A 26,281-nucleotide genomic window follows, 5' to 3' on the forward strand; every position below is an offset into this window, starting at 1 on the left:
CCTCTATATAGAAACAGTCTTTAGGATGTCTAAAAGATCTTGTCTAAAAACTTTCTTAGCCTCAAACATTTCTTCAAAGGTCATTGCCCTTGCCCTGCCTTCTTTAAATCCAAGGACTCTAGACTTTCCTTCTTTGGCTTCCTTAACTGCAAGATAACCAAATTGTGATGCGAGGATCCTATCAAAGATAGAAGGAGCTCCTCCCCTTTGGATGTAACCAAGAACAGTAACTCTTGTGTCAATCCCAGTTAAGTCTTGGAAGTCCTTTGCAAAGTCAAAGGCAGACCCGCAGCCCTCAGCCATAATAATTATATGGTGTCTCTTGCCACGATTCTTACCCATAATTGCCTTCTCGGCAATTTCCTTTATGTTGGTTTCAATCTCTGGAACTACAATTGATTCAGCTCCAGAAGAAACTCCTGAGTAAAGGGCAATGTCGCCGCACTCACGACCCATTACTTCGACAACATTGGCACGTCCATGTGCCTCTGTTGTGTCCCTAATGTGACTTATGGCTTCAGTGACAGTTTCCACTGCAGTCATAAAGCCTATTGTGAAGTCTGTGTAGGCAAGGTCATTGTCAATGGAACAAGGAATACCAATTACAGTTACTCCCCTCTCCCTTAATTTATTGGCACCCTTAAGACTTCCGTCGCCACCAAGGACTATTAGGGCATCAATTTCAAAAATTTTTAGGGAGTTTATTGCCTTTTCAAGTCCCTCTTCTGTCATAAACCTTTCAGAACGTGAAGTGGAAAGAATTGTTCCCCCTCTTTGGATAATGTCAGCAACAGAAGACTGGACTAATTTTTCAAACTTTGCGTCAATGAGGCCCTCGTAGCCTCCACTAATGCCATAAACCTCTATACCCTCAAAGATACAGGTTCTTGTAACAGCTCTTATTGTGGCATTCATGCCTGGAGCATCTCCGCCACTTGTTAAAATTGCAACTCTCATATCCACCTACTTTAAAATAATTTTGTCTCTAGACTTAGTATAAGCTATCAATTTATTTTGAATTTCGTCAAAGGACTTGTCATCAATCCAAAGGTTTGGATCAGTCCCAAAGGCCTTTCGCGTTTCTTCTTCAAAGAAGACCACAGGAGTGGACCCCTCATAATCTTTTAAAATTCTTCTTATTTCATTTACATTTTCATTTTTCATAGAGTCAACAGAAATATATAATTTATTTTTTGTTGGCATCTTAAGTCTTGATACTGAATCCACCAAAATCTTTGGCTCTTCAATTTCTGATTCTTGGAAGTGACCCTCAACTACAACCACATTCTCATCTTCAATCAAGTCCTTGTAGCGTGAGTAGACATTTGGAAAGATTACAAGTTCAATTGTTCCAAATAAGTCTTCTAGGGCTGCAAAGGCCATCATCTTGTTGGTCTTTGTTATCATGGTCTTCTTGGCTTTTAAAATTCCTCCAACCTTGACCTTGGACCCCCTCAAGAGATTTTCCCTATACTTTTCAAAGATTTGATTTGTGTTTATAGATGAATTCTTCTCGATTAATTCCCTGTAAGGATCAAGGGGATGACCAGAGATGTACATACCAATAACTTCCTTCTCCATGTCAAGCTTGTCCTTTTGTGGAAAGTCACGAAGTCTTGGCAAGTCCTCTTGGAGGTCAGTCTCTTCAAAAAGTGAAAATTGACCCATTACATTATTTTTTGCAGTATTTGATGAAGAGGATAAAATCCCTTCATAAATTGCAAGGTATTGGGCCCTGTTACCCCTGAAGTCGTCCATGGCTCCACACCTTATTAGGGATTCCACAGCCCTCTTGTTAAGGACAGACTTGTCAAGGGCATTGATCCTATCAACAAAATCTTTTAGAGACTTGTAGGGTCCCTTTGCCCTTGCTCTCACAATTACATCTATTAAGTTGTCCCCAACATTTTTAACAGCCTTTAGCCCAAACCTAATTTTATTGTCCTCAACAGTGAAGTTCTTATAAGAATAATTAATATTTGGTGGCAAGATTTCTATTCCCAGTCTCTTTATCTCTTCAATATAAAGACTGACTTGCTTGATGTCGTTGGTGTAAGTAGAAATTTGTGCCGCCATAAACTCCCTTGGATAATAATACTTTAGCCAAGCTGTCCTATAAGCAACTACAGAATAGGCAACGGAGTGAGACTTGTTAAAGGCATAGTCGGCAAAGTCTATTATCAAGTCATAAATTTCGTTGGCAGCCTTTTCGTCGACTCCATTGGCAATGGCACCACAAACTCTCTCTTCCTTGTTGCCATAGATGAAGTTCTTCCTCTCTTCTTCCATGACCTTCATCTTCTTCTTGGAGATGGCACGTCTAACAATGTCTGCTCTGCCAAGAGAGTAGCCACCAATTTGTTGAACAATTTGCATTACCTGTTCTTGGTAGACTATACAACCATAAGTTGATTTCAAAATAGGCTCAAGCTTTGGATGGATGTAAGAAATTGTGGACTTGTCGTGCTTAGAACCCACAAATTTTGGAATTTGCTTCATTGGTCCAGGTCTAAAAAGGGCATTGGCAGCAACTAAGTCAGAAAATTCATCTGGCCTTAGTTCCTTTAAGAAGGCCCTCATACCAGAGGATTCAAATTGAAAGACCCCAAGGGTTTCTGATTTTGCAAACATCTTTAAAACTTCTGGGTCATTGTAGTTGAAGTTGTCAAAATTTATTACCTTCCCCTGATTTTCTTTTATTAAATTAATTGCATCCCTTATAACTGTAAGAGTCCTTAGACCCAAGAAGTCCATCTTCAAAAGTCCCAACTCTTCAAGCTCAATCATATTAAACTGAGTGGCAATAATCTTGTCATTTCTAGTTAGGGGAACATATTCTGTCAGTTCGTCCTTGGATATTACAACACCAGCTGCGTGAGTTGACGTGTGTCTTGGGAGTCCTTCAAGTTTAAGAGCCATATCAATTAAAAGTCTTGAATCCTCTTCTCCATCGTAAATTTCCTTAAAGGTTTCTGAAACTTCTAGAGCCTTTTCTATGGTCATGTTAATGGCTTGGGGTACCTGCTTGGCAATGTAGTCCACCTTGGCATAGGACATATCAAGGGCACGGCCCACGTCTCTTATGGCATTACGGGCAGCCATGGTTCCAAAGGTAACTATTTGGGCAACGTGAGAGTCTCCGTACTTCCTGTTTACATATTCAATAACCTCTTCACGTCTTTCATAGCAAAAGTCTATATCAATATCGGGCATAGAAACCCTCTCTGGATTTAAAAACCTTTCAAATAGTAGGTCAAACTCTAGAGGGTCCACGTCAGTTATTCCCAGGCAATAAGAAACCATAGAACCAGCAGCAGATCCCCTTCCAGGTCCAACTTGGATCTCATGCTTTCTTGCATACCTTATAAAGTCCCAAACTATTAAAAAGTAGTCAACATAGCCCATGTTCTTTATGGTGTTGAATTCAAACTCAAACCTGTCCTTAATTTCATCAGTTACATTTTCATATCTCTTAAGCATTCCTTCTAGGGCAAGTTTCTTTAAGTATTCCTCGTGGGTGTATTCATCTGGCACTGTAAACTCTGGCAAGTGAAGATCGTGGAAGGTGATTTCAACCTTGCACCTTTCTGCAATCTTCACAGTGTTCTCTAGGGCCTCAGGATTTTCTGGGAAGATAGCTGCCATTTCATCAGGAGACTTTAGGTAAAATTCATCTGATGGAAACTTCATCCTGTCTGTGTCCTTGACAGTCTTTCCTGTTTGAATACAAAGTAGGACATCGTGACTCTTTGCATCCTCCTTCATTAAATAGTGGACGTCATTAGATGCAGTTAGGGGAATCCCTAGCTCCTCAGATAGAAGGACAAGCTCACGATTAACCCTGGCTTGCTCTGGCATGCCATGGTCTTGAAGTTCTAAGAAGAAGTTTTCTTCTCCAAAGATGTCTCTATACTCAAGAGCAGCTTTTTTTGCAGCCTCCTTATCCCTATTTAAAAGAAATTTTTGAACTTCGCCACCAAGACAAGCTGAAGTTGCAATAATACCCTTGGAATATTTTTTTAAGACTTCCTTATCAACACGAGGCTTGTAATAGTACCCATCAACGTAACCTATGGAGACTATCTTCATAATATTTTTGAAGCCTTCATTGTTCTCTGCCAAGAGAATCAAGTGGTACCTCTTGTTGGTCCTGTCCTTTACAGTCATATCCTTCTCTGAGATGTAGACCTCACAACCTAGGATGGGTTTTACTCCAACATCCTTGCAGGCCTTGTAGAAGGCAATTGCCCCATACATATTGCCATGGTCAGTTAGGGCAACTGCATCCATGCCAAGGTCCTTTACCCTTTGAGGCAAGAGGCTTATTCTCGTCGAACCATCTAAGAGAGAGTATTCACTATGGAGATGTAGGTGAACAAATTTATTCATAGGATCATCCTTAATCTATAAATCACAAATTTTTTATTTTAAAATCATTTCATCTTTAATTAGTGATATAAAAATTTTCAAAACTTTCAACTTGATTTAAAAAAAATTTTTTATCACTCATTAAGGACTTCTTAAAATTTTTTCACAAGCTTATAAACTTTAAAAAAATAAAAAATTTTCATTACTAATCTTTAATATATTTTATCAAAGGCCAAAGACAAATAAAAGGACATGAAAAAAGAGTTTTGACAAAGCAAAACTCCAAGCAAATTATTTTTATTAAATTAAAGATTTATAAATTCTTTTTCAACTAAGTAAGCTAATCTTTCTACAGCTTCTTCTTCATCTACTCCATCAGCTTCGATGATAATCTCTTCGCCTGTGAAGGCACCAAGAGACATAATACCAATAATGGACTTGCCATTTACCTTATCATTATGAGCTTCAAGATTTATTTCAGAAGCAAACTTGTTAGCCTCTCTTACAAACAGTGCAGCTGCCCTAGCGTGGAGCCCGTCACTATTATTAAGTACAACTTTTTTACTTACCATTTTATACACCCCTCAACTTGTTAGCAATTCTCCTAAGTTTTTTAAATCTATAATTAACAGTGGACTTTGAAAGCTTTGGCTCAAGAGAGTTCGCGATATCATTTAAACTCATAGACCTGTTCTCAAGTCTTATCTTGGCTATGACTTTCAAATCTTCATCTAAGTTTTCTATCCCCAATTCTTTCTCAATCAGCTTTATATCTTCTACCTGGTCATAAGATGACTTAACTGTTTTATTTAAGTTGGCAGTCTCACAATTTACAATCCTATTTACATTGTTTCTCATTTCCTTTATAACCCTAATATTTTCGTAATTCAAAACAGAATTATAGGCACCTATAAGAGATAGGAAATCAGAAATTTGTTCTGAGTCCTTGATGTAAATTATGTATTTTTCCTTCCTCATAATCACCTTTGAGTTAAGTCCAAAATCATTAATTGCATCTCTTAAAAAGTATGCGTTGGATTCGTTTTCAGAAACAAATTCCAAATGATATCCCTTTTTTGGATCAGTAATTGATCCCGAACCCATAAAGGCACCACGGATGTAGGCCTTTTTCTCATTACTTGTTTTTATGAGATCAGTGGGAGCATAGTTTATCATAAATACGCTTGCACCCTTAATATATTTTAACTCATCGAGAAGTAACCTGCAAGACTCATCTTGCGATATATAGATAATAAATACATTTTTTTTAAGTTGAGTGGACCTAACATTTTTAACTTCAACGTTAAAACCAAAGGACCTTCGTAAAAATGTAAAAATTCTCCTTGCCACAGGAGCATTTTCTGTAATGTATTCCATAGAAATTTTATTATTTTTAAAATTTAAAATCCCGCACATGGGAGTTATCCCTGCGAGTTCAGATAAAATTAATTTGTAGTCATCTACTTTTATCTTAGCGACTTCATCTTTAATCTCTGATGAAAAACTCATTACTTCACCTCATTATCCATATTTCTCTTATTATATCAGAATTTTATTTTTATTGTTTCTAAAATTAGATTTTTAATTCACTATTAAAGGAAAGTAAGACTTGATTAGATAAAAAATAAAAGACCTGTGACCTAAGAGAGGACTCTAATCCTTTTGCTCTTTACTCACAGGCTTTAATTTAAATCTTATTTAGTTTCTTTCTTGTTCTCAGCCTTTGCATTTTCTTTTTTTGCATTATTATTTGCTGCTTCAGACTTTGCATTAGCTTCTTTTGCTTGGTCTTCTTTTACTACCTTACCAAAGTTCTTGTATTCTTCTGGAAGTTGAACTTCTTTAGAAGTGTTAACATAGATTTTTATTTTAGCATGTTTCTTAACTTTGTCAATGTAATCTTTGAATTTTTCTTGTTGTAGTTGTGCCTTGATTTGGTCCTTAACTGCATCAAATTCTAAAGGCTTTTTATCTTCAAGCTTGATTATGTGGTAACCAAATTGTGTCTTAATAGGTTCAGAAATGTCGCCAACCTTCATCTTAGCAATTTCCTTGTCAAAGGCTTCAACCATTTGTCCACTTGTGAATTCGCCAAGTGATCCACCGTTTTGTGCACTTCCTGTGTCCTTAGAATTTTCCTTTGCAAGCTTAGCAAAGTCTTCGCCCTTTAGGATCTTCTTTCTTAAAATATTAGCTTGTTTTAAGTCATCAACTAGGATGTGAGATGCCTTAGCCTTGTAGTAAGAATCCTTGTTGTCTTCGTATTGTTTCTTAACTTCTTCTTCAGTTGGTTCAAGTTCTTTTAATTTTTCTTGAGTGTATTTACCAACTAACATTTGATTTTTCATATTTTCAGCAACATATTCCTTTGGAAGTCCATTTTCTTTTAGGAACTTGTTGAAGGCTTCTTCGCCACCAAGTTGTGCCTTGATTTCGTCAAGCCTTTTATTTACTTCATCATCAGAAACAGTGATTTTTGATTTTTCTGCATCTTGTTTAAGAGCTTCAGTTGTTGTTAAGTCAGTGATTGCTTGTTCTCTTAGAAGTTCCTCTGTTGTCTTTTTACCGTCTTCCTTGTTCTTAAGAACACCTTCACCATACATTGAAGTAAGTTGATTTACCCTTGCTGCATAAGACTTATAAAAATCTGCCATTGGGATTTCAACTCCACCAACTTTAGCTGCTGCATCTTTATGTGCACCACTACAAGCTACGAGTGAACCTGCTAGTGCAATAGTCACTGCTATCTTACTAAATTTTTTTAAAAACATTTTTCTCTCCTTATTCTATTTAATTATTATCATTTAGTATCTATATTATACACTACTTTTTAGAAGTTTTTGTGTCCTTTTTGTGTAAATACAAAATTGTAACTAATTTTTTAAGCTCGTCGAGAGGATACTTAAGCTTAGTCAATACAATTTCATTAACATTGCCCATGGAGTAAGAAACATTTTCGAACTCGTTGTTTATTTCCATTATGGTAGGAAGTGGAACTTCACCTTCCACTCTTACCCTATACTCTCCTCTTCTCTCAACAATTGATGAAACTTTTGCCTTTTGGGCCTTGTTCTTTAAGAGGGCAATGTCCATAAGGTTTGAAACTTCATCAGGAAAGTCTGAGAACCTGTCTATTAATTCATCAACAAGGTCTGAGTACTCTTCTTCAGTTGATAAAACTGAAATCTTTTTATAAATCTCAAGCCTTGTCCTGTCATCTGCAATATAATCCTTTGGTATAAAGGAATCAAGCTTGAGGTCAATTGTAGTTTCAATTTCTTCTTCCACATCAAGACCCTTTAACTTCATAACAGCATCCTTTAGGTACTTCATATAGAGGTCGTAACCAATTTTTTCTATGTGACCTGACTGCCTTGACCCAAGTATGGAGCCTGACCCTCTTATCTCAAGGTCTCTTTCTGCAATCTTGTGACCTGACCCAAACTCAGTGAACTCTTTAATAGCTTGGAGTCTTTTTTGTGCCACTTCAGAGATTGATGTTGTCCTGTCGTAGGTGAAGTAGGCGTAGGCAATTCTCGATGACCTTCCTATCCTTCCACGAAGTTGATAAAGTTGTGAAAGCCCTAGTCTATTAGAGTCTGTTATTATCATCGTGTTTGCGTTGGGAACGTCCATACCCGTTTCTATTATAGTTGAGCAAACTAATACGTCAACATTACCCTCTATGAAGTCGATCATTGTATCTTCAAGGGCCTTCTCAGTCATCTGACCATTTGCCATAGAGAAGGTCGCCTCTGGCACAAGCTTCCTAAGTTCCAAAAGTTTATTTTCCATATTTGAAACCTTGTTGTAGAGGAAGTAAACTTGTCCTCCTCTTTCAATTTCTTTTAGGATGGCCTCACGCACCATGAGATTGTTATATTCTAGGACGTAAGTTTCCACTGGAAATCTCTCTTCAGGCGGCTCTTCTATAACAGACATATCCCTTATTCCAATCATAGACATTTGGAGAGTCCTTGGAATTGGTGTAGCTGTTAGAGTTAATGTGTCTACATTTTCCTTTAGCATCCTCAACTTTTCCTTGTGACGAACACCAAATCTTTGCTCTTCGTCAATAATTAAAAGTCCCAAGTCCTTGAACTTCACATCCTTGGAAAGGAGCCTATGAGTTCCTACGATTATATCAATGTTACCATCCCTTAGACCTTCAAGGTCCATCTTCTGATCCTTCTTGGACCTAAATCTTGAAAGAAGTCCAACTCCAACAGGGAAGTTTTTAAACCTCTCCTTAATTGTGTTGTAGTGTTGCTGTGCCAAAATAGTTGTTGGCACAAGAATTGCAACTTGCTTTCCATCAAGTATTGCCTTAAAGGCAGCACGAAGGGCAACCTCTGTCTTTCCATAACCAACGTCGGCACATAGAAGTCTATCCATAGGAGAAGGCTTCTCCATGTCCTCTTTTATCTCTTCAGCAGACTTCAACTGACCAGGAGTCTCTTCATAGATGAAGGCATCTTCAAAGTCCCTTTGGTACTGGGAGTCCTCACTAAAGGCAAAGCCCTTGGTCTTCTCACGAGTTGCATAAAGTTTTATTAAGTCCTCAGCCATATCATCAATGGACTGTCTTGCACGAGCCTTCTTCTTCTTCCAATCAAGAGAGTTTAACTTGTTGACCTTTGGTGGTCTCTTGCCCTCTTGTACGTACTTGTAAATGGAAACAAGTGCCTCAATTGGTAGGAAGAGCTTGTCCTCTCCACCGTACTCAATGAGGATGTAGTCCTTTTGTATGCCTGATACTTCAAGCCTTCTTGTCCCTACATATTTACCAACACCGTGGGCCTCGTGAACTACGTAGTCACCAATTTGTAGATCCTCAAAGTTTAGTGACTTCTTCTTAGGAGTTTTTTTCTTTTTCTTCTTTGAGAAGGACCCATAAATTTCTGAATAATTTATAAAAACTGTTTTGGAATCAGAAAATTCTATTCCATCATTTAAGGCACCAGTAGTGACAACAAGCTTGGAAGTAATTTTTTCATTCTTTGTGTTTTTTGCCAATTGAGGTGAGTAACCCAAGTCCACAAGGTTATCAAAAAGTCTCTTGGCTCTTTTTTCTGTTGCCCCAAGAAGGATGACTTGGAAGTTATTTTTCCCATAGTAGTCTAGGTCTTCCTTGAAGAGTTTTATCTTTGACATATAGTTGGTTACGCTCTTGACCTTTATATTTACAATGTCCTTTGGCTTAAACATCTTTGGTGGCTTCAAGAGGGCGTTAAAAGTTATTAATGTTTTTTCATTTAACTCCTCAACTATGTCCTTGTAGTTGTAAAAAGTTTTTTCGTGGGTCTTTGTGACTTCACCATTTTCAATTAAGATCGCAAACTTTTCTCCATTGGTAAGGTCAAGTTCTTCTTCTCTTTCAACAATCCTGGAAGGCTCTTCGATTAAAAATATAAAATCATCTAAGTAATCTAAGAAGGAGCCAACTTCATCTTGGTCTACATAGGGAAGGATTAAGTCCTTGTTGATAATTGTCTCTTGGTTTTCTAGCCTGTCAACGTATCTTAAAAACTTTTCATTGAGTCGATCTTTTTCTTTTCCCACGAGCTTAGTCTTAGAAATATCTTTTTTTATTCTCTCGGCAAGCTTATCCCTTTCATCTGCTTTTATAATCAAGTCTTCTATTGGATAAATTGTAATTTTTTCTAACTTTTCAATGGACCTTTGGCTTTCGATTTCAAAGGATCTAATAGAGTCAACTTCGTTATCAAAAAGTTCTATTCTATAATTGGCGTCTTGAGTCCCAATGTCGATGATGGACCCCCTAAGAGAAAACTGACCTAGGCCTTCAACACTTGGAAATCTTTCGTATCCCATTTCCACAAGCTTCTTGGGAAGGTCATCAAGATTCAAAACTTGCCCAACTTCTATAAGAATCTTATAAGAAGCAAAAATTTCTGGTCTTGATATTTTTGCAGTCAAGGCATTTAAGGTTGTGACAACCATCTTTGCCCTGCCACTTGAAAGCTCTGCCATGGCTTCTAGCCTCTTCTTTGTATTCTCCTTGGACTTTGAATCCCTGTCATAGAAAAAGACATCCTTCTCTGGATAGTAGACGCAAGTCTCATCTGAGATGGACTCCAGGTCCTCGTAGGCCTTTCTTGCCCTTACCCTATCTTGTGAGATGAGGCAAACCTTCCTCCCCTCAGCTGCAAAAGTGGGCGCAAAAAGAGAGAGCACTGCCTCCTCTGAACCAAAGACTGCAGTGTTCTTTGAAATTTTTATCGACTTATCTAATTCCTTAAAAGCTTCTAGGTTTTTTACACTATTGATTAAAAAATTCAATTTTCACCTCAATAAATGTTGTTGTTATAAGAATTCATGGACTTGTCAATGCCTGAGTCCACTGCATCAATTACTGCATCAGCACAGGCATCAATAGCATCTGCAATGTGCTTTCTATCCTTTGCTGGAAAATTGGACAAAACAAAACTTGCCAAATCTTCATTAGGGTGTTTCTTTCCAACACCAATTTTAAACCTGGCAAAATTTTTGCTTCCTGTTAAGTTTACAATTGACTTAAGTCCATTGTGGGTTCCAGCAGATCCATTTTTCTTTATCTTTATCTGTGCAAATTCAATGTCAATATCATCCACAATAACCATTAAGTCTTCTGGCTTTAATTTATAAAAATTTAAAATTTCTACAATTGATTCTCCGGAATTGTTCATAAAAGTATGGGGCTTTAGGAGAATGACTTTCTCGTTGCCGATTCTCCCTTCACCTACAAGCCCCTTAAATTTAATCTTATTAACTTTTATATTAAGCTTATCCGCAAGGACATCAATTGTTGAGAAGCCCACATTGTGCCTAGTATCTTCATACTTCTTGCCGGGGTTTCCCAGTCCTGCAATTATATACACTTAATCACCTTATTCAAACATTTCACTAACTGATTGTGATGTGTTGATTCTCTTAATTGCTGATGCAAAAATTGGAGAAACAGACACAATATCAATCTTATCTATCTTCTTTTCTTCTGGAAGTTCAATAGTATCTGTGATTACAAATTTTTCAAGAGATGAATTCTCTATTCTTTCAATAGCTGGACCTGATAAGACTCCGTGAGTTGCAGCTCCATAAACTTTTTTTGCACCTCTTGCCTTTAAAGCATCTGCTGCCTTAGTAATAGTTCCAGCAGTATCTGCGATGTCGTCAACAAGTATAACTGACTTGCCTTCAACATCACCAATAATATTCATAACTTCAGATACATTTGCCTTTGGTCTTCTCTTTTCAATTATTGCAATAGGAAGATTTAATTCGTTGGCAAACTTTCTTGTCCTAGTAACTCCTCCAAGGTCTGGAGAAACAACTACAAAGTCGTCTTCCTTTACAATGTCCTTGAAGTATCTTGCAAGGTAAGGAACTGCAGTTAGGTGGTCGACTGGAATATCAAAATATCCTTGGATTTGACCAGCATGAAGGTCCATTGCAACAACTCTGTCAGCTCCTGCTTCAGTAATTAGATTTGCAACAAGTTTTGAAGTAATAGGTTCTCTTGCCTTAGTCTTTCTGTCTTGTCTTGCATATCCGTAGTAAGGGATAACTGCGTTAATTCTACCAGCTGATGCCCTCTTTAGACCATCAATTAAAATTAAAAGTTCCATTAGGTTGTCATTAACTGGTGAAGAAGTTGATTGGATAACAAAAACATCCTTACCTCTTACAGAAACTCCAATATCAATTGAAATTTCTCCATCAGAAAATGTGGACACAGTACAAGCGCCCTTTTCAATTCCCAAGTTTTCACAAATTTTATCTACAAGACTAAGGTTAGAATTTCCTGTAAATACTACAATATCTCCATTAACTGTGTTCATTATCCATGTCCTCCTATTTGATAAATCCTTTTCTCTCAACCCAACCATCTATATTTTTTTGAGGTGCTCTCTCAAGAGAAAGTTGCCCCTTCAAAACTTTTTTTGTAATAGTAGATCCAGCTGCAACATAGCCATAGTCTTCTACTTCAATTGGTGCTACTAAGTTTGCATTAGAACCAATAAAGGCATTATCCCCAACCTTGGCCCTAAACTTATCTCTTCCATCGTAATTAACAAAGACCACTCCGCAACCTATGTTAACTCCACTGCCCACATCGGCATCGCCTATATAAGCAAGGTGGCTCATCTTTGACCCATTTCCAACATTGGAATTTTTAACTTCAACGAAGTTTCCAATCTTACAATTTTCTCCAACATGAGAGTTTGGTCTTAGGTGGGCGTAAGGACCCACTGTAGTTCCCCTCCCAATAGTAGAGTCTTCTATTTCAGATGACCTAATAAGAACATCTTCCCCAATTGTTGAATTCTTTATTGTTGAAGAGTAAATTTCTGCCCCTTCTTTTATTATAGACTTCCTGTCAATGCGAGTGCCTGGGTAAATCATTACATCTCTTTCGATTGTAGCCCCATATTCAATATAAGTGGACTTAGGATCAATTATCCCAACACCATTTATCATATATTCCTTGTTTATCTTTTTTTGTAGGATTTCTGCTGCAATAGATAACTCGTATCTTGAATTAACACCAAGGATTTCTCTTGTGTCCCTAAGCTTAAAGGAGTCAACCCTTTTGCCTTCATTAACTAGGATCTCAAGAGTGTCAGTTATATAAAGCTCATTAGCTGCATTGTTAGTGTCAATCTTTGTAAGAGCTGACTTCAGAGAAGAACCCTTAAAGGCAAAAATTCCTGAATTAATTTCACGAATTAACTTTTGCTTTTCACTTGCGTCCTTTTCCTCTACTATTGCAACAACATTTGCATTTTCATCCCTGACAATCCTGCCGTAGTTTGTAGGATCCTTCATATCAGCAGATAAAACTGTTATATCATTATTTCTCTCTTCGTGATATCTCAAAAAGCATGAAATAGTTGAATTAGAAATAATTGGAGTATCTCCATTTAGGATAATAACTGTGTCATCATCGTCTATTTTATCAAGAGCATTCATAACGGCATAGCCTGTACCATAGGGTACATTGTCGCCAATGGGTTGCTCAATAAATTCCACATCTTTTTCATCTTCAAAGGCCTTGCGTACTTTTTCCTTATTGTGTCCCACAACTACAAGATTCTTTTCAACTTGCGAATGCTTGCAAGAATTTAGGACATAAAAAAGCATAGGTCTTCCAAGAATTTCATGAAGTACCTTTGGTTTTTTGGACTTCATTCTCGTTCCCTCTCCTGCTGCCAGGATAACTGAAACTTTCATAAAACACCTCTTTTTATTTACTTCTTACATTATAACTAAGATTGACTCTTATATTCAAGAAAATTTCATAATAAATTTATATTTCAGCCTCTTGTATAAGATTTTTTTGGATTTTGTAAAAATAAAATAAATTCTTGATGAAGTTGTAAATTCTTGTGAAGTCATAAATTCTTGTGAACTTATAGATTTTTACAAAGTCATCGTTTCTTATAAAGTCGTAAGTTTTTATAAAGTTGTAAACTTTTATAAAGTTGTAAACTTTTATAAAGTCGTAAATCTTTATTAAGTCGTAAAGTCTTACACTTTTATAAATTTTTATTAAGTCCTAAAAATTTTTTTAATTTAATTTGTACTTGACAAATAAAATTCTAAAGGGTATAGTCGAAACATATTGAGAGGCGATAAAAATGAAAAACTTAAATATTTTTAAAAATTTCACAAGCCAAGCATTCTGTTGTTGTTCTATAAAAAATTTTATAGGACTTATTTGAATGTGAATCAATATTTTAAAATTTTATTAGTTATTGAGAAAGATTTTAAGAGTATATGATTTCATATACTCTTTTTTTTATGTATTAACGGAGGAGAAAAAAATGACAAAATTATTAGAGACAGTTGGAGAATCAAAATTAGTACAATTAGAAAACATTGGCGGAGGAAAGATCTTTGTAAAAGTAGAAAAGTCTAATCCAGGAGGGTCTATCAAGGACAGGACCGCCCTCTACATGATAAGGGGAGCCATCAAAGACGGATCCCTAAGAGAAGGCATGGAAATTGTTGAACCAACAAGTGGCAACACAGGAATCGCCATAGCCATGATTGGTCGTGCCCTTGGTTACAAGGTAAATATTGTTATGCCAAAGTCTATGTCAATTGAAAGGCGAAACTTAATCGCAGCCTTTGGTGCAAATTTAATTTTAACAGGAGAAGGTGGAATGCAGGCAGCAGTTGACAAGGCAAAGGAACTTGTAGCTACAGGCAACTACTTTATGCCAAACCAATTTGAAAACAAGTACAACGCACTTGCCCACGAAGAAACTACAGGTCCAGAAATTTATAGGGACCTAAAGGACATCTCAGGCTTTGTTGCAGGAATAGGAACCGGAGGAACAGTCACAGGTGTTGGAAGATTTTTAAAATCTAAGGATGAAAAGATAAAAGTTTGGGGTCTTGAACCAGATGAATCTCCACTACTCACAAGAGGTCAAGCTGGCACACACAAGATTCAAGGGATTGGGGCAAACTTTGTGCCAGGAGTCTTAGACACAAAAATCTTAGACAAGACAATCACTGTTAAGTCAAATGAAGCAATAGAAATGGCAAGAAGACTTTCTCGTGAAGAAGGACTACTTGTTGGCATATCAGCTGGTGCCAATGTAGTAGGTGCACTAAAAATGCAAGAGGAGCTTGGTGGAAATATAGTCACAGTTGCACCTGACACAGCTGAAAGATATATGTCCACTGAACTTTTTGAAAATGATTAAGTATTTGAAAAAAATAAAAGAATACGGAGAATTTATTTTATTAAAGGACCCAGCCTGTAAAAGTTTATTCGAAGCAATTTTTATGTATCCCATTGTTCCCTGTATGGTGAGTCATAGAATTGCCCACTACTTTTATGAAAAAGACCACACTACACTTGCAAGATGGATTTCACAAAGGGCAAGGAAGAAGACTGGCATCGAAATCCATCCAGGTGCAAAGATTGGCAAGAATCTTTTTATTGACCATGGCATGGCTGTTGTTATAGGAGAAACTGCCGAGATTGGAGATAACTGTCACATGTACCACAACATAACCCTTGGTGGAACAGGCAACGAAAAGCAAAAGAAGAGGCACCCCACAGTTGGCAGCAACGTCATAATTGGGACGGGTGCCACAGTCCTTGGACCAGTAACAATTGGCGATGGAGCAAAAATTGGTGCAGGCGCCCTTGTCCTTACAGATATACCTGCCAACTCAACTGCCGTTGGAGCTCCCGCCAAGGTAGTGAAATTTCACAACCCAAGCGAAAACAAGTTCCACTAATTTATTTTAGCTGAAAATTTCATAGGCAAAACTTTACTCACAATCAAAAAAGAGAACTCGACATAAAAGGAGTTCTCTTTTTCTTTACACACTTATAAATTTCTCAACAAAAAACTGCCCCAATGGGACAGTTTCTTTAAATTTTAACTTAGTTAAATTATTTAACTTCTACAGTTGCTCCTGCTTCTTCAAGTTTAGCCTTGATTTCGTCAGCTTCTTCTTTAGAAGCACCTTCTTTAACTGCCTTTGGAGCTCCATCAACTAATGCTTTTGCATCTTTAAGTCCAAGTCCAGTTACGTCTTTAACAACTTTGATTACTTTAACTTTTTCTTGTCCTGCTTCTGCAAGGATTACATCGAAGTCAGTTTTTTCTTCGCCTGCTGCTGCTGGAGCTGCTGCACCTGCTACTGGAGCTGCTGCAACTGCTGCTGGAGCTGCTGCTGATACGCCGAATTCTTCTTCTAGAGCTTTAACAACTTCTGATAGTTCTAATACTGTAAGTTCTTTAACTTCTTCAATTAATTTTTCTACTTTTTCTGACATTTTATTCCTCCGTAATTTTAAATAATAATTTTTCTTAATTTTTTAGCAGATTAAGCTGCTTCCTTTTCTTTCTTGTCTGCGATTTGTGCAATAACTCTTGCAAAACCTGATAGTGTACCACTTAGTACATTTGCGAATCCTTGGATTGGAGCGTTTAAGCCGCCAAGTACTTGTGCAACAAGAACTTCCTTGGATGGTAATTTAGCAAGTGCGTCGATTTCTGGAAGTGATAATACCTTTCCATCAACAAATCCTGCTTTAATTTCTAGTGCTTCATGATCTTCTGCAAACTCTGATGAAATTTTTGCTGCGGATGCTGGATCTTCCATACCAAATGCAATAGCGCTTGGTCCCTTTAGGAAGTCTTCTAAACCTTCAACACCTAACTCTTCGAAAGCACGTCTCATCATTGTGTTTTTATAAACCTTGTAATCAACATTTGCTTCTCTGTACTTAGCTCTAAGTTCAGTTACTTCTTCAACTGTTAATCCTCTGTAGTTTACAAGAACGATAGATTGAGCGCCTTGAATTTTTTCTTTAATTTCATCTACTAGGGCTTGTTTTGATTGTAATTTTTCTTCTTTCAATTTGTCACCCCCAAAATAAAAAAATCTCACACCGCCGTGAGATGTGAAAATCAAATAAATCCGAATTTCAAACCTCGGTAGGATTTATGGCAGTGCCACCTACTGTCTGCGGCTTAGTAACATATGTATTATATATAGTCTTCGGGTCCTTGTCAATGATTATTTGCATTTATTTTTAAATTCTTTGTTTTTCTATATTTAATTGCAATTTTCTAGATAATTATATATTAAATTAGATTGATTTTAAAGTTTTCTTATATTTATGATTCAAAAATTTTTATCAAACCACTTTTCATTATTTTTCTCAAGATCAAAAGCCTTTTAATTTTTACTTAACTTCTTTATAAAAAATTGCTAAGTCCTAAGGTCTCACTAATTTATAAAAAATTGTTAGCTCACAAGTTTTTATTAAGTCATAAGTTATTGCAAGTTTATAAATAACTACAAGCTCATAAGCTTTTATTAAGTCATAAGTTCTCACGACTTTATAAATAACTACAAGTTTACAAGTTTTTAATAAGTTAGTTAAACTCACAAGCTAATATAAAAATAAAAATTTCAATAAAAAAAAGTAGCCTAAGCTACTCTTTCTCATATATGAACTTAGAAATCATCAACTTAAAATAAAATTTTAAATCGAAAGATTTGTCTTTTCCACTGATGGACTAACATTAACTTCAAATTGACCTACTAAAAGAGATGATATTGTTGTAGTAATTAAAGAATAAATTAATCTAGAAAATGGAATATAAGTTAAAGACATTACTAAGACTATTAGGTCCATTAGTAAGTAGGCATAAGAAATATTTATCTTAGTCTTGTTTGACACTACAAGGGCCAAGGCGTCATCTCCACCTGTGGCTCCTCCTTGTGATACTACTAGTCCACAACCGAGTCCAATGCCAATGCCTCCAACTACAGCTGCCAATAATGGATAGCTATAAAGATCAGGAAGAATTGGTCCCATAAGTGAAAATATTTTATAGAAGAGGGCAAACAATAAAGAAGCTAATAAAGTCTTTCTTAAAAATGCCTTTCCAAAAATATTTATTCCAATAATAACACAAATAACATCCATTACTGGACTTAGGATTGATGGGTTTATACCAAGGGTCTTGTAGGATAATAAGGCAAGGCCTAGGATTCCACCTTCTGTAATTTGAGATGGGATATGAATATTTACAACTGTAAAAGCCTCAATCATAGATCCTAAGATAATATTAATTAGTCCTGCTCTTGATAATTTTAACCAAGTCAGCTTTTGATTTAGCATTTTAACACCTCCTTAATATTTCGCAATATTAGAAGGGTATCCAACCAACAAAAAAAGACTGCTGTCGGTCGTAAGGATATCCTTCGTACTTTTGCAATCTTGTGGTGTTGATGCTTTTTATTTGCTGATTTTTTCTTGTAAAAACTCTGAGCGTAATAGTTACTTTTTAGCTTTTTTATCTCCCACATCAGGCAGATAGTAAGCTCTCTTGTCGTAAACTTTAGCATCAGATAAAAACTACCTGAAAATTTCGGTAACCACCGTAAAATACTTAATCAACGTTTAGTATTATAGTGCCTAACTTTATAAATTGCAAGTTCTTTTGCTTTAAAAATTATAATTTTTCAAAATCTTCACCAAATGTTTTTAAAAATTTCTAATAAAAAGGACCTAAGCTTTTAAACTTAAGTCCATTATAAAACCCCTCTTACTTCATAAGAAGTCGAGGGGTTTTATTTATCTTAGGTGTTTTTATTTTTCCATTAATTTTGAACCATTTACTTTGATTCCAGGTCCCATTGTTGATGAAACTGTTACTGATTTTAAATAACGACCCTTTGCTGATGCTGGTTTTGCTTTAATAATAGCATCTGCAATTGTCTTGAAGTTTTCAGCAAGTTTGTCAGCTCCGAAAGAAACTTTTCCAATTGGTACGTTAATTATAGCAGCCTTGTCAACTCTATATTCAACCTTACCAGCCTTAACTTCTTTAACAGCTTGTTCTACATCAAATGTAACTGTACCTGATTTAGGGTTTGGCATAAGTCCCTTTGGTCCAAGAACTCTACCGATTTTACCAACTACGCCCATCATATCTGGAGTTGCAATCATTACGTCGAAACCAAACCAGTTTTCGTTTTGGATTTTTTCAACTAATTCTTCTCCACCAGCGAAGTCAGCACCTGCTGCTTCAGCTTCCTTAATTTTTTCTCCCTTAGCAAGAACAAGTACCTTAACTTCTTTACCTGTTCCATTAGGAAGTACTACAGTACCTCTAACTTGTTGGTCAGCGTGTCTTGGGTCAACACCAAGTCTTACTGCAAGTTCTACTGTTTCATCAAAGTTTGCCTTAGCAGTTTTTGTAACTAAGTCAAGAGCTTCGTTAACGTCATATAAATTCGATTTATCTACAAGCTTAGCGCTTTCTTGATATTTTTTACCTCTTTTTGGCATATTTACCTCCTTCGTGGTACCTACGGCTTAGCCTCCCACTTATCTTTCTACTTCTACACCCATACTTCTAGCTGTACCAGCGATCAATTCAACAGCTGCTTCTAAGCTTGCTGCGTTAAGGTCTGGCATCTTAGTTTTTGCTATTTCTTCAACTTGTGCCTTTGTTAGCTTTCCAACTTTTTTCTTGTTTGGTTCACCACTAGCCTTTGGCAAATTAAGAGCTTTCTTAATAAGCACTGCAGCTGGTGGAGTCTTTGTGATAAAAGTGAAAGAACGATCTTGATAAACTGTAAGAACAACAGGGATAATCATACCTGCTTGATCTTGAGTCTTTGCGTTAAATTCCTTTGTGAACTGCATGATATTTACACCATGAGGTCCTAGTGCTGTACCAACTGGTGGAGCTGGTGTAGCTTTTCCTGCAGGAATTTGTAATTTTACTAATGCTATGACTTTTTTTGCCATTTTATTTCCTCCTTGTGGTAATGCGGGTTTACCCTCCCACACATCTCTTACTCTTTAATAATTTGATTGAAATCTAATTCAACTATTGTATCCCTTCCAAACATGGAGATACAAACTTTAACTTTTCCTTTGTCGTAATTGAAGTCGTCAATTTTACCCACCAAGTCTTTGAAGGGTCCATGTATAACCTTGACTAACTCCCCTATCTCGTAATTATCGAATAACTCTTTGTTATCAGTAACTCCAAGTAGTAACACTTCTTCATCAGTTAGGGGTACAGGCTTTGATGCAGGTCCAACGAAACCAGTTACTCCTCTTGTATTTCTTACAAGATACCAAGTTTCATCATTCATAATCATATTTACAAGGACATAAGATGGGAACATCTTTCTTTCCTTTGCCTTGGACACGCCATCCTTAGTATCTACATAGTCTTCCATAGGAATTCTAATGTCGAAGATGACATCTTCCATGCCACGATTGTGAACCATGGCTTCCATATTTGCCTTTACCTTTTTTTCATAACCTGAATAAGTGTGTATTACATACCATTTTGAAGCTTCATTGTTGTTAAGCTCTTGTGTATCCAACTATAACACTCCAATCAATAAATAAAACCAAATAAAAACATTATGATCTTATCATATGCTAATAATAGTAGTGATGACAAAATAACTGCCACGATTACTATAATAGAATATTTGATTACAGTCTCCTTAGTAGGCCATACAACTTTTTTGAATTCAGATTTCACACCTCTAAAATATCTACCTAGACCACCTTTGTTTTCTTCAGGCTTAGGTGCTGTTTTAGTAGCCATAAATCCTCCTTACTTAGTTTCCTTATGTGTTGTATGTTCTTTACAGAATTTACAATACTTCTTTAGTTCCAATCTTTCAGTAGTCTTTTTCTTGTTCTTATATGTCACATAATTTCTGTTTTTACATTGTGTGCACTCAAGTACTACTCTATCTGCCATAAAAACACCTCCAGTGCTAAAAAAAAGAGCCGCCTTTGGCTCCTTCTAATTTACTCAACAATATTATCACATAAGAAAGGCTTTGTAAAGATATTTATTATAAATTTTCTCTATTTTTTAGGCTTTTGACCTCATTAAAATTTTTTAGCAAAAAATGACTTTTTATACTCAAAAGATTAAATTTTTAGATATATTTTTGTATAAAAATAAAGACTCTAAAAAGAAGCCCTATGTTAAGTGGGAATATCTTCATGAGTTCAGGTAAACATCTAATCTCTTGCAATATTTTTTTTAGAATTTCCTTTTCCCTTTGACTAAAAGTAGCTACATAGTTTTTATTTAACAAAAATTGTCCAAAAATTAAAATAATTCCCAAGAGTAGACTTATAAATCCTGTCATCTTATTTATTTGGGCTAATTCAATATTCTTTGCTATAAAAAGATTTTGAAAAAATACCACAATTCTCACGGATACTGTTGAATTTAAAAAATAGTGGATTATTACGGTGCAAGTGATATTTTTTGTTATTGCGTAAATAATTCCTAATGCAATACCAAATAAAAAACCTGATTTATATTTTCCATAATGAAATAGTCCAAAAACTATTGCCATAAATAATATCCCATAATCACTTGAAACATTCATTAACTTTCTTTGGACTAAATACCTAAAAATATATTCTTCAAATAAGACAAATAATATCATAGTAATGCTTACATATAAATCAATAAAGTTACTTGTCTCAATATCCGTTTCTTGTAGAACATCTAAATTTGTTGTCAAAATAATAATTCCCTGATAAATAAAAACATATTTTAAAAATAAAATTAGCTCTTTTAATTTTATTTCTTTTATTCCCTTGATTAAATCTCTAAAAAAATCCCTAATATGAATACCAAAGAAACAACTAAATCCAATAAAGATTGAAACTGGATTTAAAAGAGATCTAAATACAAAAAAAGAGTCGGAAACTCCTTTAAATTTAATTGATGCTAAAAAAATAAAAATAATAAAAGAAATAATTGTAGCATATCCAATTTTTTCTAAAATTTTTTTCCTCTCTAAATTCATTGTATAATCTCCTTTTTTATTCTTTTTGTGATTTTAATTACCTTTCTCTTTCGTAAAGTTCTTTAAAATTGTTTCCATTTGGTCTAACTTTTCATAATCAAAAATTTGCCAGTGGTGGGGTAACAAAAACTTGTAGGGTTCAAGTGAAAATCTCTTGTCGATTAATAAAATTTTTCCCCTGTCATCTTCTGTCCTTATAACCCTTCCTGCGGATTGGATGACCTTGATCATGCCTGGATAGATGTAGGCATACTCGTAACCTCTATTGTACTTCTTTTGGAAGTGGGACTTCAAAATATTTCTCTCGTAAGAAAGTCCGGGAATGCCAACACTAATTATGGCAACTCCTCTTAGCCTTTCGCCAATTAAGTCTATGCCTTCAGAGAAAACTCCACCCATGACTGCAAAGGCCCTTGTTGATGATGAGAAAGTAAAATTGTTTAAAAATTCCTCCCTCTCTACCTCTGTCATCTCTCTATCCTGCTTAATAGCTTCTCCATCAATTTCTACATATCTATCGTAGACTGCCTCCATATAAGAGTAGGATGGAAAGAAGAAAATATAATTTCCATCATCTTGCGAAAACTCTTTGAGGTTATCAATTATTTCGTCAATGGACTCTTCTCTATCTCTGTAAACTGTTGAAATTTTATTGTTGCGAAGAACTAAGAGATTGTTAGGATCAAAGGGGGACTCAATCTTGTAGTAGGAAGTCCCTTCGTCTGCTCCCAAAAGTTTTCCATAATACTTTATGGGGTTTAGGGTTGCAGAGAAAAATACAGAGGACCTTGGTGCCCTTAAAATATTTTGAAAAATGGGTGCGATGTCAAGGGACTTTATCCTTATCTTGTCCTCGTCTTTTATGGAAACAAAATCCCTGTTGTAGTATTCCAAAATTTTGATGTAGTTAAAAAGTGAAAAATAAATATCAAGAGCTTGGTCATAGTTTTCTTGGTCCTTGTCCTTGGTCAAAAAGTCGTTCATGGAGAAAACTGTCTTCTCCACTTCCCCATTAAAGCCTACAAAGGACTCATAAGAATGAAAGGTCTTGCGTGAGTCCAACTTTTGAAATTCTTCAAGGGCATTAGCAAGATGCTTTCTTGCAGCCTTCCTCTTCTTTGGAAGGATTTCTCTTAAGCTTTCAAGGTCGGGAATGGAAACTTCTGCCGAATACATTTCTCTTCCCCTTTCAAGTAGGTTGTGACTTTCATCAACTAGAAGAGTAAACCTCAACATGGAATTTTCAAAAAATCTCTTGAGATAAACTGTTGGGTCAAATATGTAGTTGTAATCGCAGACGATGAAGTCAGAAAAGTCCAAGAGGTCAAGCTGGTATTCAAAGGGGCAAACCATGTGGAGCCTTGCAAATTTTTCAATATTTTCTCTTGTGAAGTTGTCGCAGGCATCAAAGATGTCAATTATGGCATCATTGACCCTGTCAAAGTGGCCCTTGGCATAGGGACAGTCCTTTGGATTGCAGGCTACCTTGTCGTTGATGCAGATCTTGTCCTTGGCTGTGACTATTGTAAGCTTTAGTCTAAGCTTTTTATTCAAAAGCCTTTCAAGGGCATCCTTGGCTGCATTCTTCCCTGTGGACCTTGCCACAAGATAAAAGGTCTTGTCAATCTTGTCCTCTCCCATGGTCTTAATTGTTGGAAAAATTGTGGAAATTGACTTGCCAATCCCCGTTGGTGCTTCCACAAATAATTTATTTTCATCATCAATGGTGTTGTAAACTGCAACAGAAAGTTCTCTCTGTCCCTTCCTAAAGGACTTAAAGGGAAATTTTAATTTTTTTATAGACTCGTCCCTTATATCCTTCCACTCAACAATCCTCTTAGAAAACTCGAGATATTCCACAAGAGTCCCCATAAAAAAGTCACGAAGCTCGCCAAAAGTGAAAGTCTTTTTTATATTTAAAATTTCTTCTGACTCCAGTTGGAAATAGGTGAGCATGACATTAATCTCATCAAGTTCATGATCCTTGGCATAGATATAGGCATAGCACTTGGCTTGTGCCCAGTGCATTATATTTTCTTCCTTCTCAAGGTCCTCAAGCTCTCTCGTAGTTGATTTAATTTCATCAACTGTCACCTGTTCTGTGACTTCAATCCCGTCAGCACGTCCCTCAACTGTAAAATTTATTCCTTCAATTTCTTCAGTGGTCCTCAAAAAAACTTCTGTCAAGAAGTCCTTGGAGTATTCCCTTTGGACCTTTTGATGGGCCCTTATTCCTTCCACAGCCCTCTTGTTGGAAAAGAATCTCCTATCTATGTCGCCAGACCTCTTGACGAATTCTATTAAATTTCTTACGGAGATTCTTACTTCCTTCACAATAAATCCTTTCTACTTGTTGTAAGTTAAACCTATTCCAAATCTAAAAAATTAAGTTGTCTTAGGGCTTCAAATAAAATTATATTTGCAGAGTTTGACAAGTTTAGACTCCTGCCAAAGTCCTTTAGCATTGGAATCCTTATGGCCTTGTCGTAATTTGAAAAAATTAAATCTTCTGGCAGACCACGAGTTTCTGGTCCGAAAACTATAAAGTCCCCATCCTTATACTCAACATCTGTGTACTTCTTCTTTGCCTTTGTTGAAGCAAGGTAAAAGTTCCTGTCAGGATACTTTTCCACAAGTTCATCATAGGAATCGTAATAAGTAATATCCACAAGATGCCAGTAGTCAAGACCTGCCCTTTTTAAATGGGTGTCATCAACGGAAAAACCAAGGGGCCTTATGAGGTGGATCCTTGTCTTTGTAAGTCCACAAGTCCTTGCAATAGCACCTGTGTTAAAGGGAATTTCTGGTTCGTAAAATACTATGTTTAACATTTTTTGTCTCCTTCTAAAATTTCTATGGCACACTTTATCCCATCAAGGGCAGAAGAAATTATTCCACCAGAATAACCTGCTCCCTCGCCAATGGGATAGAGATTTTGAAATTTTTCTGTTCTGTAGTCACTTCTCTTGATCCTAATTGGAGCAGAAGTCCTAGTTTCCACCCCAGTTAAAATCGCATCGTCGTTGGCAAAACCCTTGACCCTCTTGTCCATGACTTTAAGGGCATTTTTTATCGCAAGGTTTATAGATTCTGGATAAATTTGATTTAAGTCGGCAAAGACATATCCTGGTATAAAAGTTGGGCTAACTTCTCCAAGTTTTTCTGTAGCTCTTCCCTCCATAAAGTCCTTTAGTCTTTGGACTGGAGCCTTGCCCCCACCAAAATCAAACGCCTTTTTCTCAATCATATTTTGAAAGTCCATGCCTGCAAGATTGCCTTTCCCGTAAATTTTCTCATCAATAGATGCAACTACAGCAGAGTTGGAATTCTTGCCATCCCTATCGTGGTAGGACATACCATTGACACAAAGTTGTCCCTCAAGGGAAGAGGAGTTCACAACATAGCCACCTGGGCACATACAAAAAGTATAGACTGAGTGGTCAAAGTCCTTGTCAGTAACATTTAATTGGTAAGTCGCTGCTGGTAGCTTATCAGAAGTCATCCCAAATTGTGCAAGTTCAATGTTCCTTCTCAAGTGCTCAATCCTAAAACCCACTGCAAAGGGCTTAGGCTCAATTAGGTCATACTTGTCTAAGGCCCTAAAGGTATCACGAGCAGAATTGCCAAGGGCCAAGATGTAGGCATCAGCTTGGTACTTGTCCTTGTCAGTAATGATTTTGCTAATCTTGCCGCCATCAAGTTCAAAGTCCAAAAACCTTTCACTGAAGTGGTAGACTCCACCTAAGCTTTCAATTTCCTTCCTCATATTTTTTATGACATCACGCAAGATGTCTGTACCAATGTGGGGCTTTTGTTCGTAGAGAATATCTTCTGGCGCTCCGTGGTCCACAAAGATGTCGAAGATGTGACCCATCCTCTTGTCCTTGGAGCGTGAAGTTAATTTCCCATCAGAGAAAGTTCCAGCTCCACCTTCTCCAAATTGAACGTTGGATTCTTCATTTAATACTCCAGTCTTGTGAAGCTTGTCAATGTCCTCAACTCTTTCATCAACTGCCTTGCCCCTCTCGATTAGAGTAACCTTGACCCCCTTCTTGGCAAGGAGATAGGCTGCAAAGAGTCCTGCAGGACCAGTCCCAACAATTACAGCTGACTCAACTTTATTTTTATTTTCAACTTCAAGCTTCTCTTCTTCAAAGGCCGCAAGATTATTCTTAAGTCTCTTCTTAATCTTCACATCAATGTCATCAAGGTCTAGGTCAATTACAACTTGGTAGACAAAGTTCAAACCCTTCCTGGCATCGAAAGACTTCTTGTGAATCTTAAAGTCAAAATCCTTCTTATTTATTTCCTTTTCAATTTTCTCCCTCAAGAACCCTTGGTCCTTGTCATAGGGAATTTTTATATTTCTTAAAATTATCATTTTTTCACCAAGGACATTATAACACGAAATCATTCTAGTAAATAAAAACCTACTTAGTAGAGAAAGATTTGAAAAATATAAATTAGCAAAACAAAATTAAAAATAAAAAATCCAAAAGAAAAAGAGACCTCACTGGGTCTCCCCAGATTGTAGACAAACCCAGGAATAATTCCTGGG

23 protein-coding genes and 1 other annotated feature are annotated in these 26,281 nt (G+C 36.4%); of the genes, 2 read left to right on the plus strand and 21 right to left on the minus strand.

The genetic code is table 11. The features are described from left to right. Positions 1–3 precede the first annotated feature (3 nt). From HMPREF1864_RS07430 to glmU, 9 genes are all read right to left on the minus strand, one after another. The gene (locus tag HMPREF1864_RS07430) at positions 4–957 is read right to left on the minus strand and encodes an ATP-dependent 6-phosphofructokinase (RefSeq protein WP_062572156.1); all 954 of its coding nucleotides are present in this window, start codon (positions 955–957) and stop codon (positions 4–6) included. Positions 958–963: 6 nt separating this feature from the next. Beyond that, complete coding sequence (locus tag HMPREF1864_RS07435; RefSeq protein ID WP_062572157.1) at positions 964–4,389, minus strand: DNA polymerase III subunit alpha; 3,426 nt, start codon at positions 4,387–4,389, stop codon at positions 964–966. Positions 4,390–4,673: 284 nt separating this feature from the next. Further along, positions 4,674–4,940 carry an HPr family phosphocarrier protein gene (locus HMPREF1864_RS07440; protein ID WP_062572158.1) on the minus strand — a complete coding sequence of 89 codons (267 nt, stop codon included), beginning with the start codon at positions 4,938–4,940 and terminating at the stop codon, positions 4,674–4,676. A gap of 1 nt (position 4,941) precedes the next feature. Beyond that, on the minus strand, positions 4,942–5,877 hold the full coding sequence (whiA, locus tag HMPREF1864_RS07445; protein WP_062572159.1) for a DNA-binding protein WhiA: 936 nt from the start codon (positions 5,875–5,877) through the stop codon (positions 4,942–4,944). Between the two features lie 185 nt (positions 5,878–6,062). Further along, positions 6,063–7,139, minus strand: coding sequence for a peptidylprolyl isomerase (locus HMPREF1864_RS07450; protein WP_062572160.1), 1,077 nt, complete (start codon positions 7,137–7,139; stop codon positions 6,063–6,065). 52 nt (positions 7,140–7,191) lie between these two features. Continuing rightward, positions 7,192–10,671 carry a transcription-repair coupling factor gene (gene mfd / locus HMPREF1864_RS07455; protein WP_062572161.1) on the minus strand — a complete coding sequence of 1,160 codons (3,480 nt, stop codon included), beginning with the start codon at positions 10,669–10,671 and terminating at the stop codon, positions 7,192–7,194. An 8-nt stretch (positions 10,672–10,679) separates the two neighbouring features. Continuing rightward, on the minus strand, positions 10,680–11,249 hold the full coding sequence (gene pth, locus HMPREF1864_RS07460) for an aminoacyl-tRNA hydrolase (RefSeq protein WP_062572162.1): 570 nt from the start codon (positions 11,247–11,249) through the stop codon (positions 10,680–10,682). A 9-nt stretch (positions 11,250–11,258) separates the two neighbouring features. Further along, complete coding sequence (locus HMPREF1864_RS07465; protein WP_062572163.1) at positions 11,259–12,209, minus strand: ribose-phosphate diphosphokinase; 951 nt, start codon at positions 12,207–12,209, stop codon at positions 11,259–11,261. 13 nt (positions 12,210–12,222) lie between these two features. Next, positions 12,223–13,602: a bifunctional UDP-N-acetylglucosamine diphosphorylase/glucosamine-1-phosphate N-acetyltransferase GlmU gene (gene glmU, locus HMPREF1864_RS07470; RefSeq protein WP_062572164.1), complete on the minus strand. Its 1,380-nt coding sequence runs from the start codon at positions 13,600–13,602 to the stop codon at positions 12,223–12,225. 593 nt (positions 13,603–14,195) lie between these two features. On the opposite strand from glmU, the gene cysK reads away from it, so the two are divergent. Next, the gene (cysK, locus tag HMPREF1864_RS07475; protein WP_062572165.1) at positions 14,196–15,086 is read left to right on the plus strand and encodes a cysteine synthase A; all 891 of its coding nucleotides are present in this window, start codon (positions 14,196–14,198) and stop codon (positions 15,084–15,086) included. Beyond that, positions 15,079–15,630, plus strand: a complete 552-nt coding sequence (gene epsC, locus HMPREF1864_RS07480; RefSeq protein WP_062572166.1) for a serine O-acetyltransferase EpsC — start codon at positions 15,079–15,081, stop codon at positions 15,628–15,630. The genes cysK and epsC overlap by 8 nt, the downstream gene beginning before the upstream one ends. A gap of 157 nt (positions 15,631–15,787) precedes the next feature. On the opposite strand, the gene rplL is transcribed toward epsC, so the two are convergent. The 12 genes from rplL to HMPREF1864_RS07540 form a co-directional block, all read right to left on the minus strand. Beyond that, entirely contained in the window at positions 15,788–16,174 is a 387-nt protein-coding gene (gene rplL / locus HMPREF1864_RS07485; protein WP_062572167.1) for a 50S ribosomal protein L7/L12, read from the minus strand. A gap of 50 nt (positions 16,175–16,224) precedes the next feature. Next, positions 16,225–16,761: a 50S ribosomal protein L10 gene (gene rplJ, locus HMPREF1864_RS07490; RefSeq protein WP_062572168.1), complete on the minus strand. Its 537-nt coding sequence runs from the start codon at positions 16,759–16,761 to the stop codon at positions 16,225–16,227. A gap of 8 nt (positions 16,762–16,769) precedes the next feature. Next, positions 16,770–16,891 (minus strand) — a sequence feature (ribosomal protein L10 leader region). 501 nt (positions 16,892–17,392) lie between these two features. Then, on the minus strand, positions 17,393–18,034 hold the full coding sequence (locus HMPREF1864_RS07495) for a DUF6198 family protein (protein WP_062572169.1): 642 nt from the start codon (positions 18,032–18,034) through the stop codon (positions 17,393–17,395). A 471-nt stretch (positions 18,035–18,505) separates the two neighbouring features. Beyond that, a complete protein-coding gene (gene rplA, locus HMPREF1864_RS07500; protein WP_062572170.1) occupies positions 18,506–19,207 on the minus strand; it encodes a 50S ribosomal protein L1 in 702 nt (233 codons plus the stop codon). 39 nt (positions 19,208–19,246) lie between these two features. Further along, positions 19,247–19,672 carry a 50S ribosomal protein L11 gene (gene rplK / locus HMPREF1864_RS07505; RefSeq protein ID WP_060799627.1) on the minus strand — a complete coding sequence of 142 codons (426 nt, stop codon included), beginning with the start codon at positions 19,670–19,672 and terminating at the stop codon, positions 19,247–19,249. A gap of 47 nt (positions 19,673–19,719) precedes the next feature. Continuing rightward, entirely contained in the window at positions 19,720–20,262 is a 543-nt protein-coding gene (gene nusG, locus HMPREF1864_RS07510) for a transcription termination/antitermination protein NusG (protein ID WP_062572171.1), read from the minus strand. A gap of 14 nt (positions 20,263–20,276) precedes the next feature. Then, on the minus strand, positions 20,277–20,492 hold the full coding sequence (gene secE, locus HMPREF1864_RS07515; RefSeq protein ID WP_062572172.1) for a preprotein translocase subunit SecE: 216 nt from the start codon (positions 20,490–20,492) through the stop codon (positions 20,277–20,279). Between the two features lie 9 nt (positions 20,493–20,501). Continuing rightward, the gene (gene rpmG / locus HMPREF1864_RS07520) at positions 20,502–20,651 is read right to left on the minus strand and encodes a 50S ribosomal protein L33 (RefSeq protein WP_062572173.1); all 150 of its coding nucleotides are present in this window, start codon (positions 20,649–20,651) and stop codon (positions 20,502–20,504) included. Between the two features lie 184 nt (positions 20,652–20,835). Continuing rightward, positions 20,836–21,723 (minus strand): CPBP family intramembrane glutamic endopeptidase, encoded by an 888-nt coding sequence (locus HMPREF1864_RS07525; RefSeq protein ID WP_062572174.1) that lies wholly within the window; start codon positions 21,721–21,723, stop codon positions 20,836–20,838. 33 nt (positions 21,724–21,756) lie between these two features. After that, positions 21,757–24,057, minus strand: coding sequence for an ATP-dependent DNA helicase (locus HMPREF1864_RS07530; protein WP_062572175.1), 2,301 nt, complete (start codon positions 24,055–24,057; stop codon positions 21,757–21,759). A 32-nt stretch (positions 24,058–24,089) separates the two neighbouring features. After that, positions 24,090–24,554 carry a tRNA (cytidine(34)-2'-O)-methyltransferase gene (locus HMPREF1864_RS07535; protein WP_062572176.1) on the minus strand — a complete coding sequence of 155 codons (465 nt, stop codon included), beginning with the start codon at positions 24,552–24,554 and terminating at the stop codon, positions 24,090–24,092. Next, positions 24,548–26,104 carry an NAD(P)/FAD-dependent oxidoreductase gene (locus tag HMPREF1864_RS07540; RefSeq protein WP_062572177.1) on the minus strand — a complete coding sequence of 519 codons (1,557 nt, stop codon included), beginning with the start codon at positions 26,102–26,104 and terminating at the stop codon, positions 24,548–24,550. The genes HMPREF1864_RS07535 and HMPREF1864_RS07540 overlap by 7 nt, the downstream gene beginning before the upstream one ends. Positions 26,105–26,281: the final 177 nt, after the last annotated feature.

This window comes from Peptoniphilus sp. DNF00840 (genome assembly GCF_001553125.1).
In the GTDB taxonomy this organism is placed as follows: Bacteria; Bacillota; Clostridia; order Tissierellales; family Peptoniphilaceae; genus Peptoniphilus_A; species Peptoniphilus_A vaginalis.

What these genes read in the sequence shown, in the direction of transcription:
- HMPREF1864_RS07495 (WP_062572169.1), bottom strand. Translation starts at nt 18,034, where the DNA reads ATGCTAAATCAAAAGCTGACTTGGTTAAAATTATCAAGAGCAGGACTA.
- HMPREF1864_RS07450 (WP_062572160.1), bottom strand. Translation starts at nt 7,139, where the DNA reads ATGTTTTTAAAAAAATTTAGTAAGATAGCAGTGACTATTGCACTAGCA.
- rplA (WP_062572170.1), bottom strand. Translation starts at nt 19,207, where the DNA reads ATGCCAAAAAGAGGTAAAAAATATCAAGAAAGCGCTAAGCTTGTAGAT.
- epsC (WP_062572166.1), top strand. Translation starts at nt 15,079, where the DNA reads ATGATTAAGTATTTGAAAAAAATAAAAGAATACGGAGAATTTATTTTA.
- HMPREF1864_RS07430 (WP_062572156.1), bottom strand. Translation starts at nt 957, where the DNA reads ATGAGAGTTGCAATTTTAACAAGTGGCGGAGATGCTCCAGGCATGAAT.
- rplL (WP_062572167.1), bottom strand. Translation starts at nt 16,174, where the DNA reads ATGTCAGAAAAAGTAGAAAAATTAATTGAAGAAGTTAAAGAACTTACA.
- HMPREF1864_RS07525 (WP_062572174.1), bottom strand. Translation starts at nt 21,723, where the DNA reads ATGAATTTAGAGAGGAAAAAAATTTTAGAAAAAATTGGATATGCTACA.
- HMPREF1864_RS07465 (WP_062572163.1), bottom strand. Translation starts at nt 12,209, where the DNA reads ATGAACACAGTTAATGGAGATATTGTAGTATTTACAGGAAATTCTAAC.
- rplK (WP_060799627.1), bottom strand. Translation starts at nt 19,672, where the DNA reads ATGGCAAAAAAAGTCATAGCATTAGTAAAATTACAAATTCCTGCAGGA.
- HMPREF1864_RS07540 (WP_062572177.1), bottom strand. Translation starts at nt 26,104, where the DNA reads ATGATAATTTTAAGAAATATAAAAATTCCCTATGACAAGGACCAAGGG.
- glmU (WP_062572164.1), bottom strand. Translation starts at nt 13,602, where the DNA reads ATGAAAGTTTCAGTTATCCTGGCAGCAGGAGAGGGAACGAGAATGAAG.
- cysK (WP_062572165.1), top strand. Translation starts at nt 14,196, where the DNA reads ATGACAAAATTATTAGAGACAGTTGGAGAATCAAAATTAGTACAATTA.
- secE (WP_062572172.1), bottom strand. Translation starts at nt 20,492, where the DNA reads ATGGCTACTAAAACAGCACCTAAGCCTGAAGAAAACAAAGGTGGTCTA.
- whiA (WP_062572159.1), bottom strand. Translation starts at nt 5,877, where the DNA reads ATGAGTTTTTCATCAGAGATTAAAGATGAAGTCGCTAAGATAAAAGTA.
- HMPREF1864_RS07440 (WP_062572158.1), bottom strand. Translation starts at nt 4,940, where the DNA reads ATGGTAAGTAAAAAAGTTGTACTTAATAATAGTGACGGGCTCCACGCT.
- HMPREF1864_RS07435 (WP_062572157.1), bottom strand. Translation starts at nt 4,389, where the DNA reads ATGAATAAATTTGTTCACCTACATCTCCATAGTGAATACTCTCTCTTA.
- rpmG (WP_062572173.1), bottom strand. Translation starts at nt 20,651, where the DNA reads ATGGCAGATAGAGTAGTACTTGAGTGCACACAATGTAAAAACAGAAAT.
- HMPREF1864_RS07535 (WP_062572176.1), bottom strand. Translation starts at nt 24,554, where the DNA reads ATGTTAAACATAGTATTTTACGAACCAGAAATTCCCTTTAACACAGGT.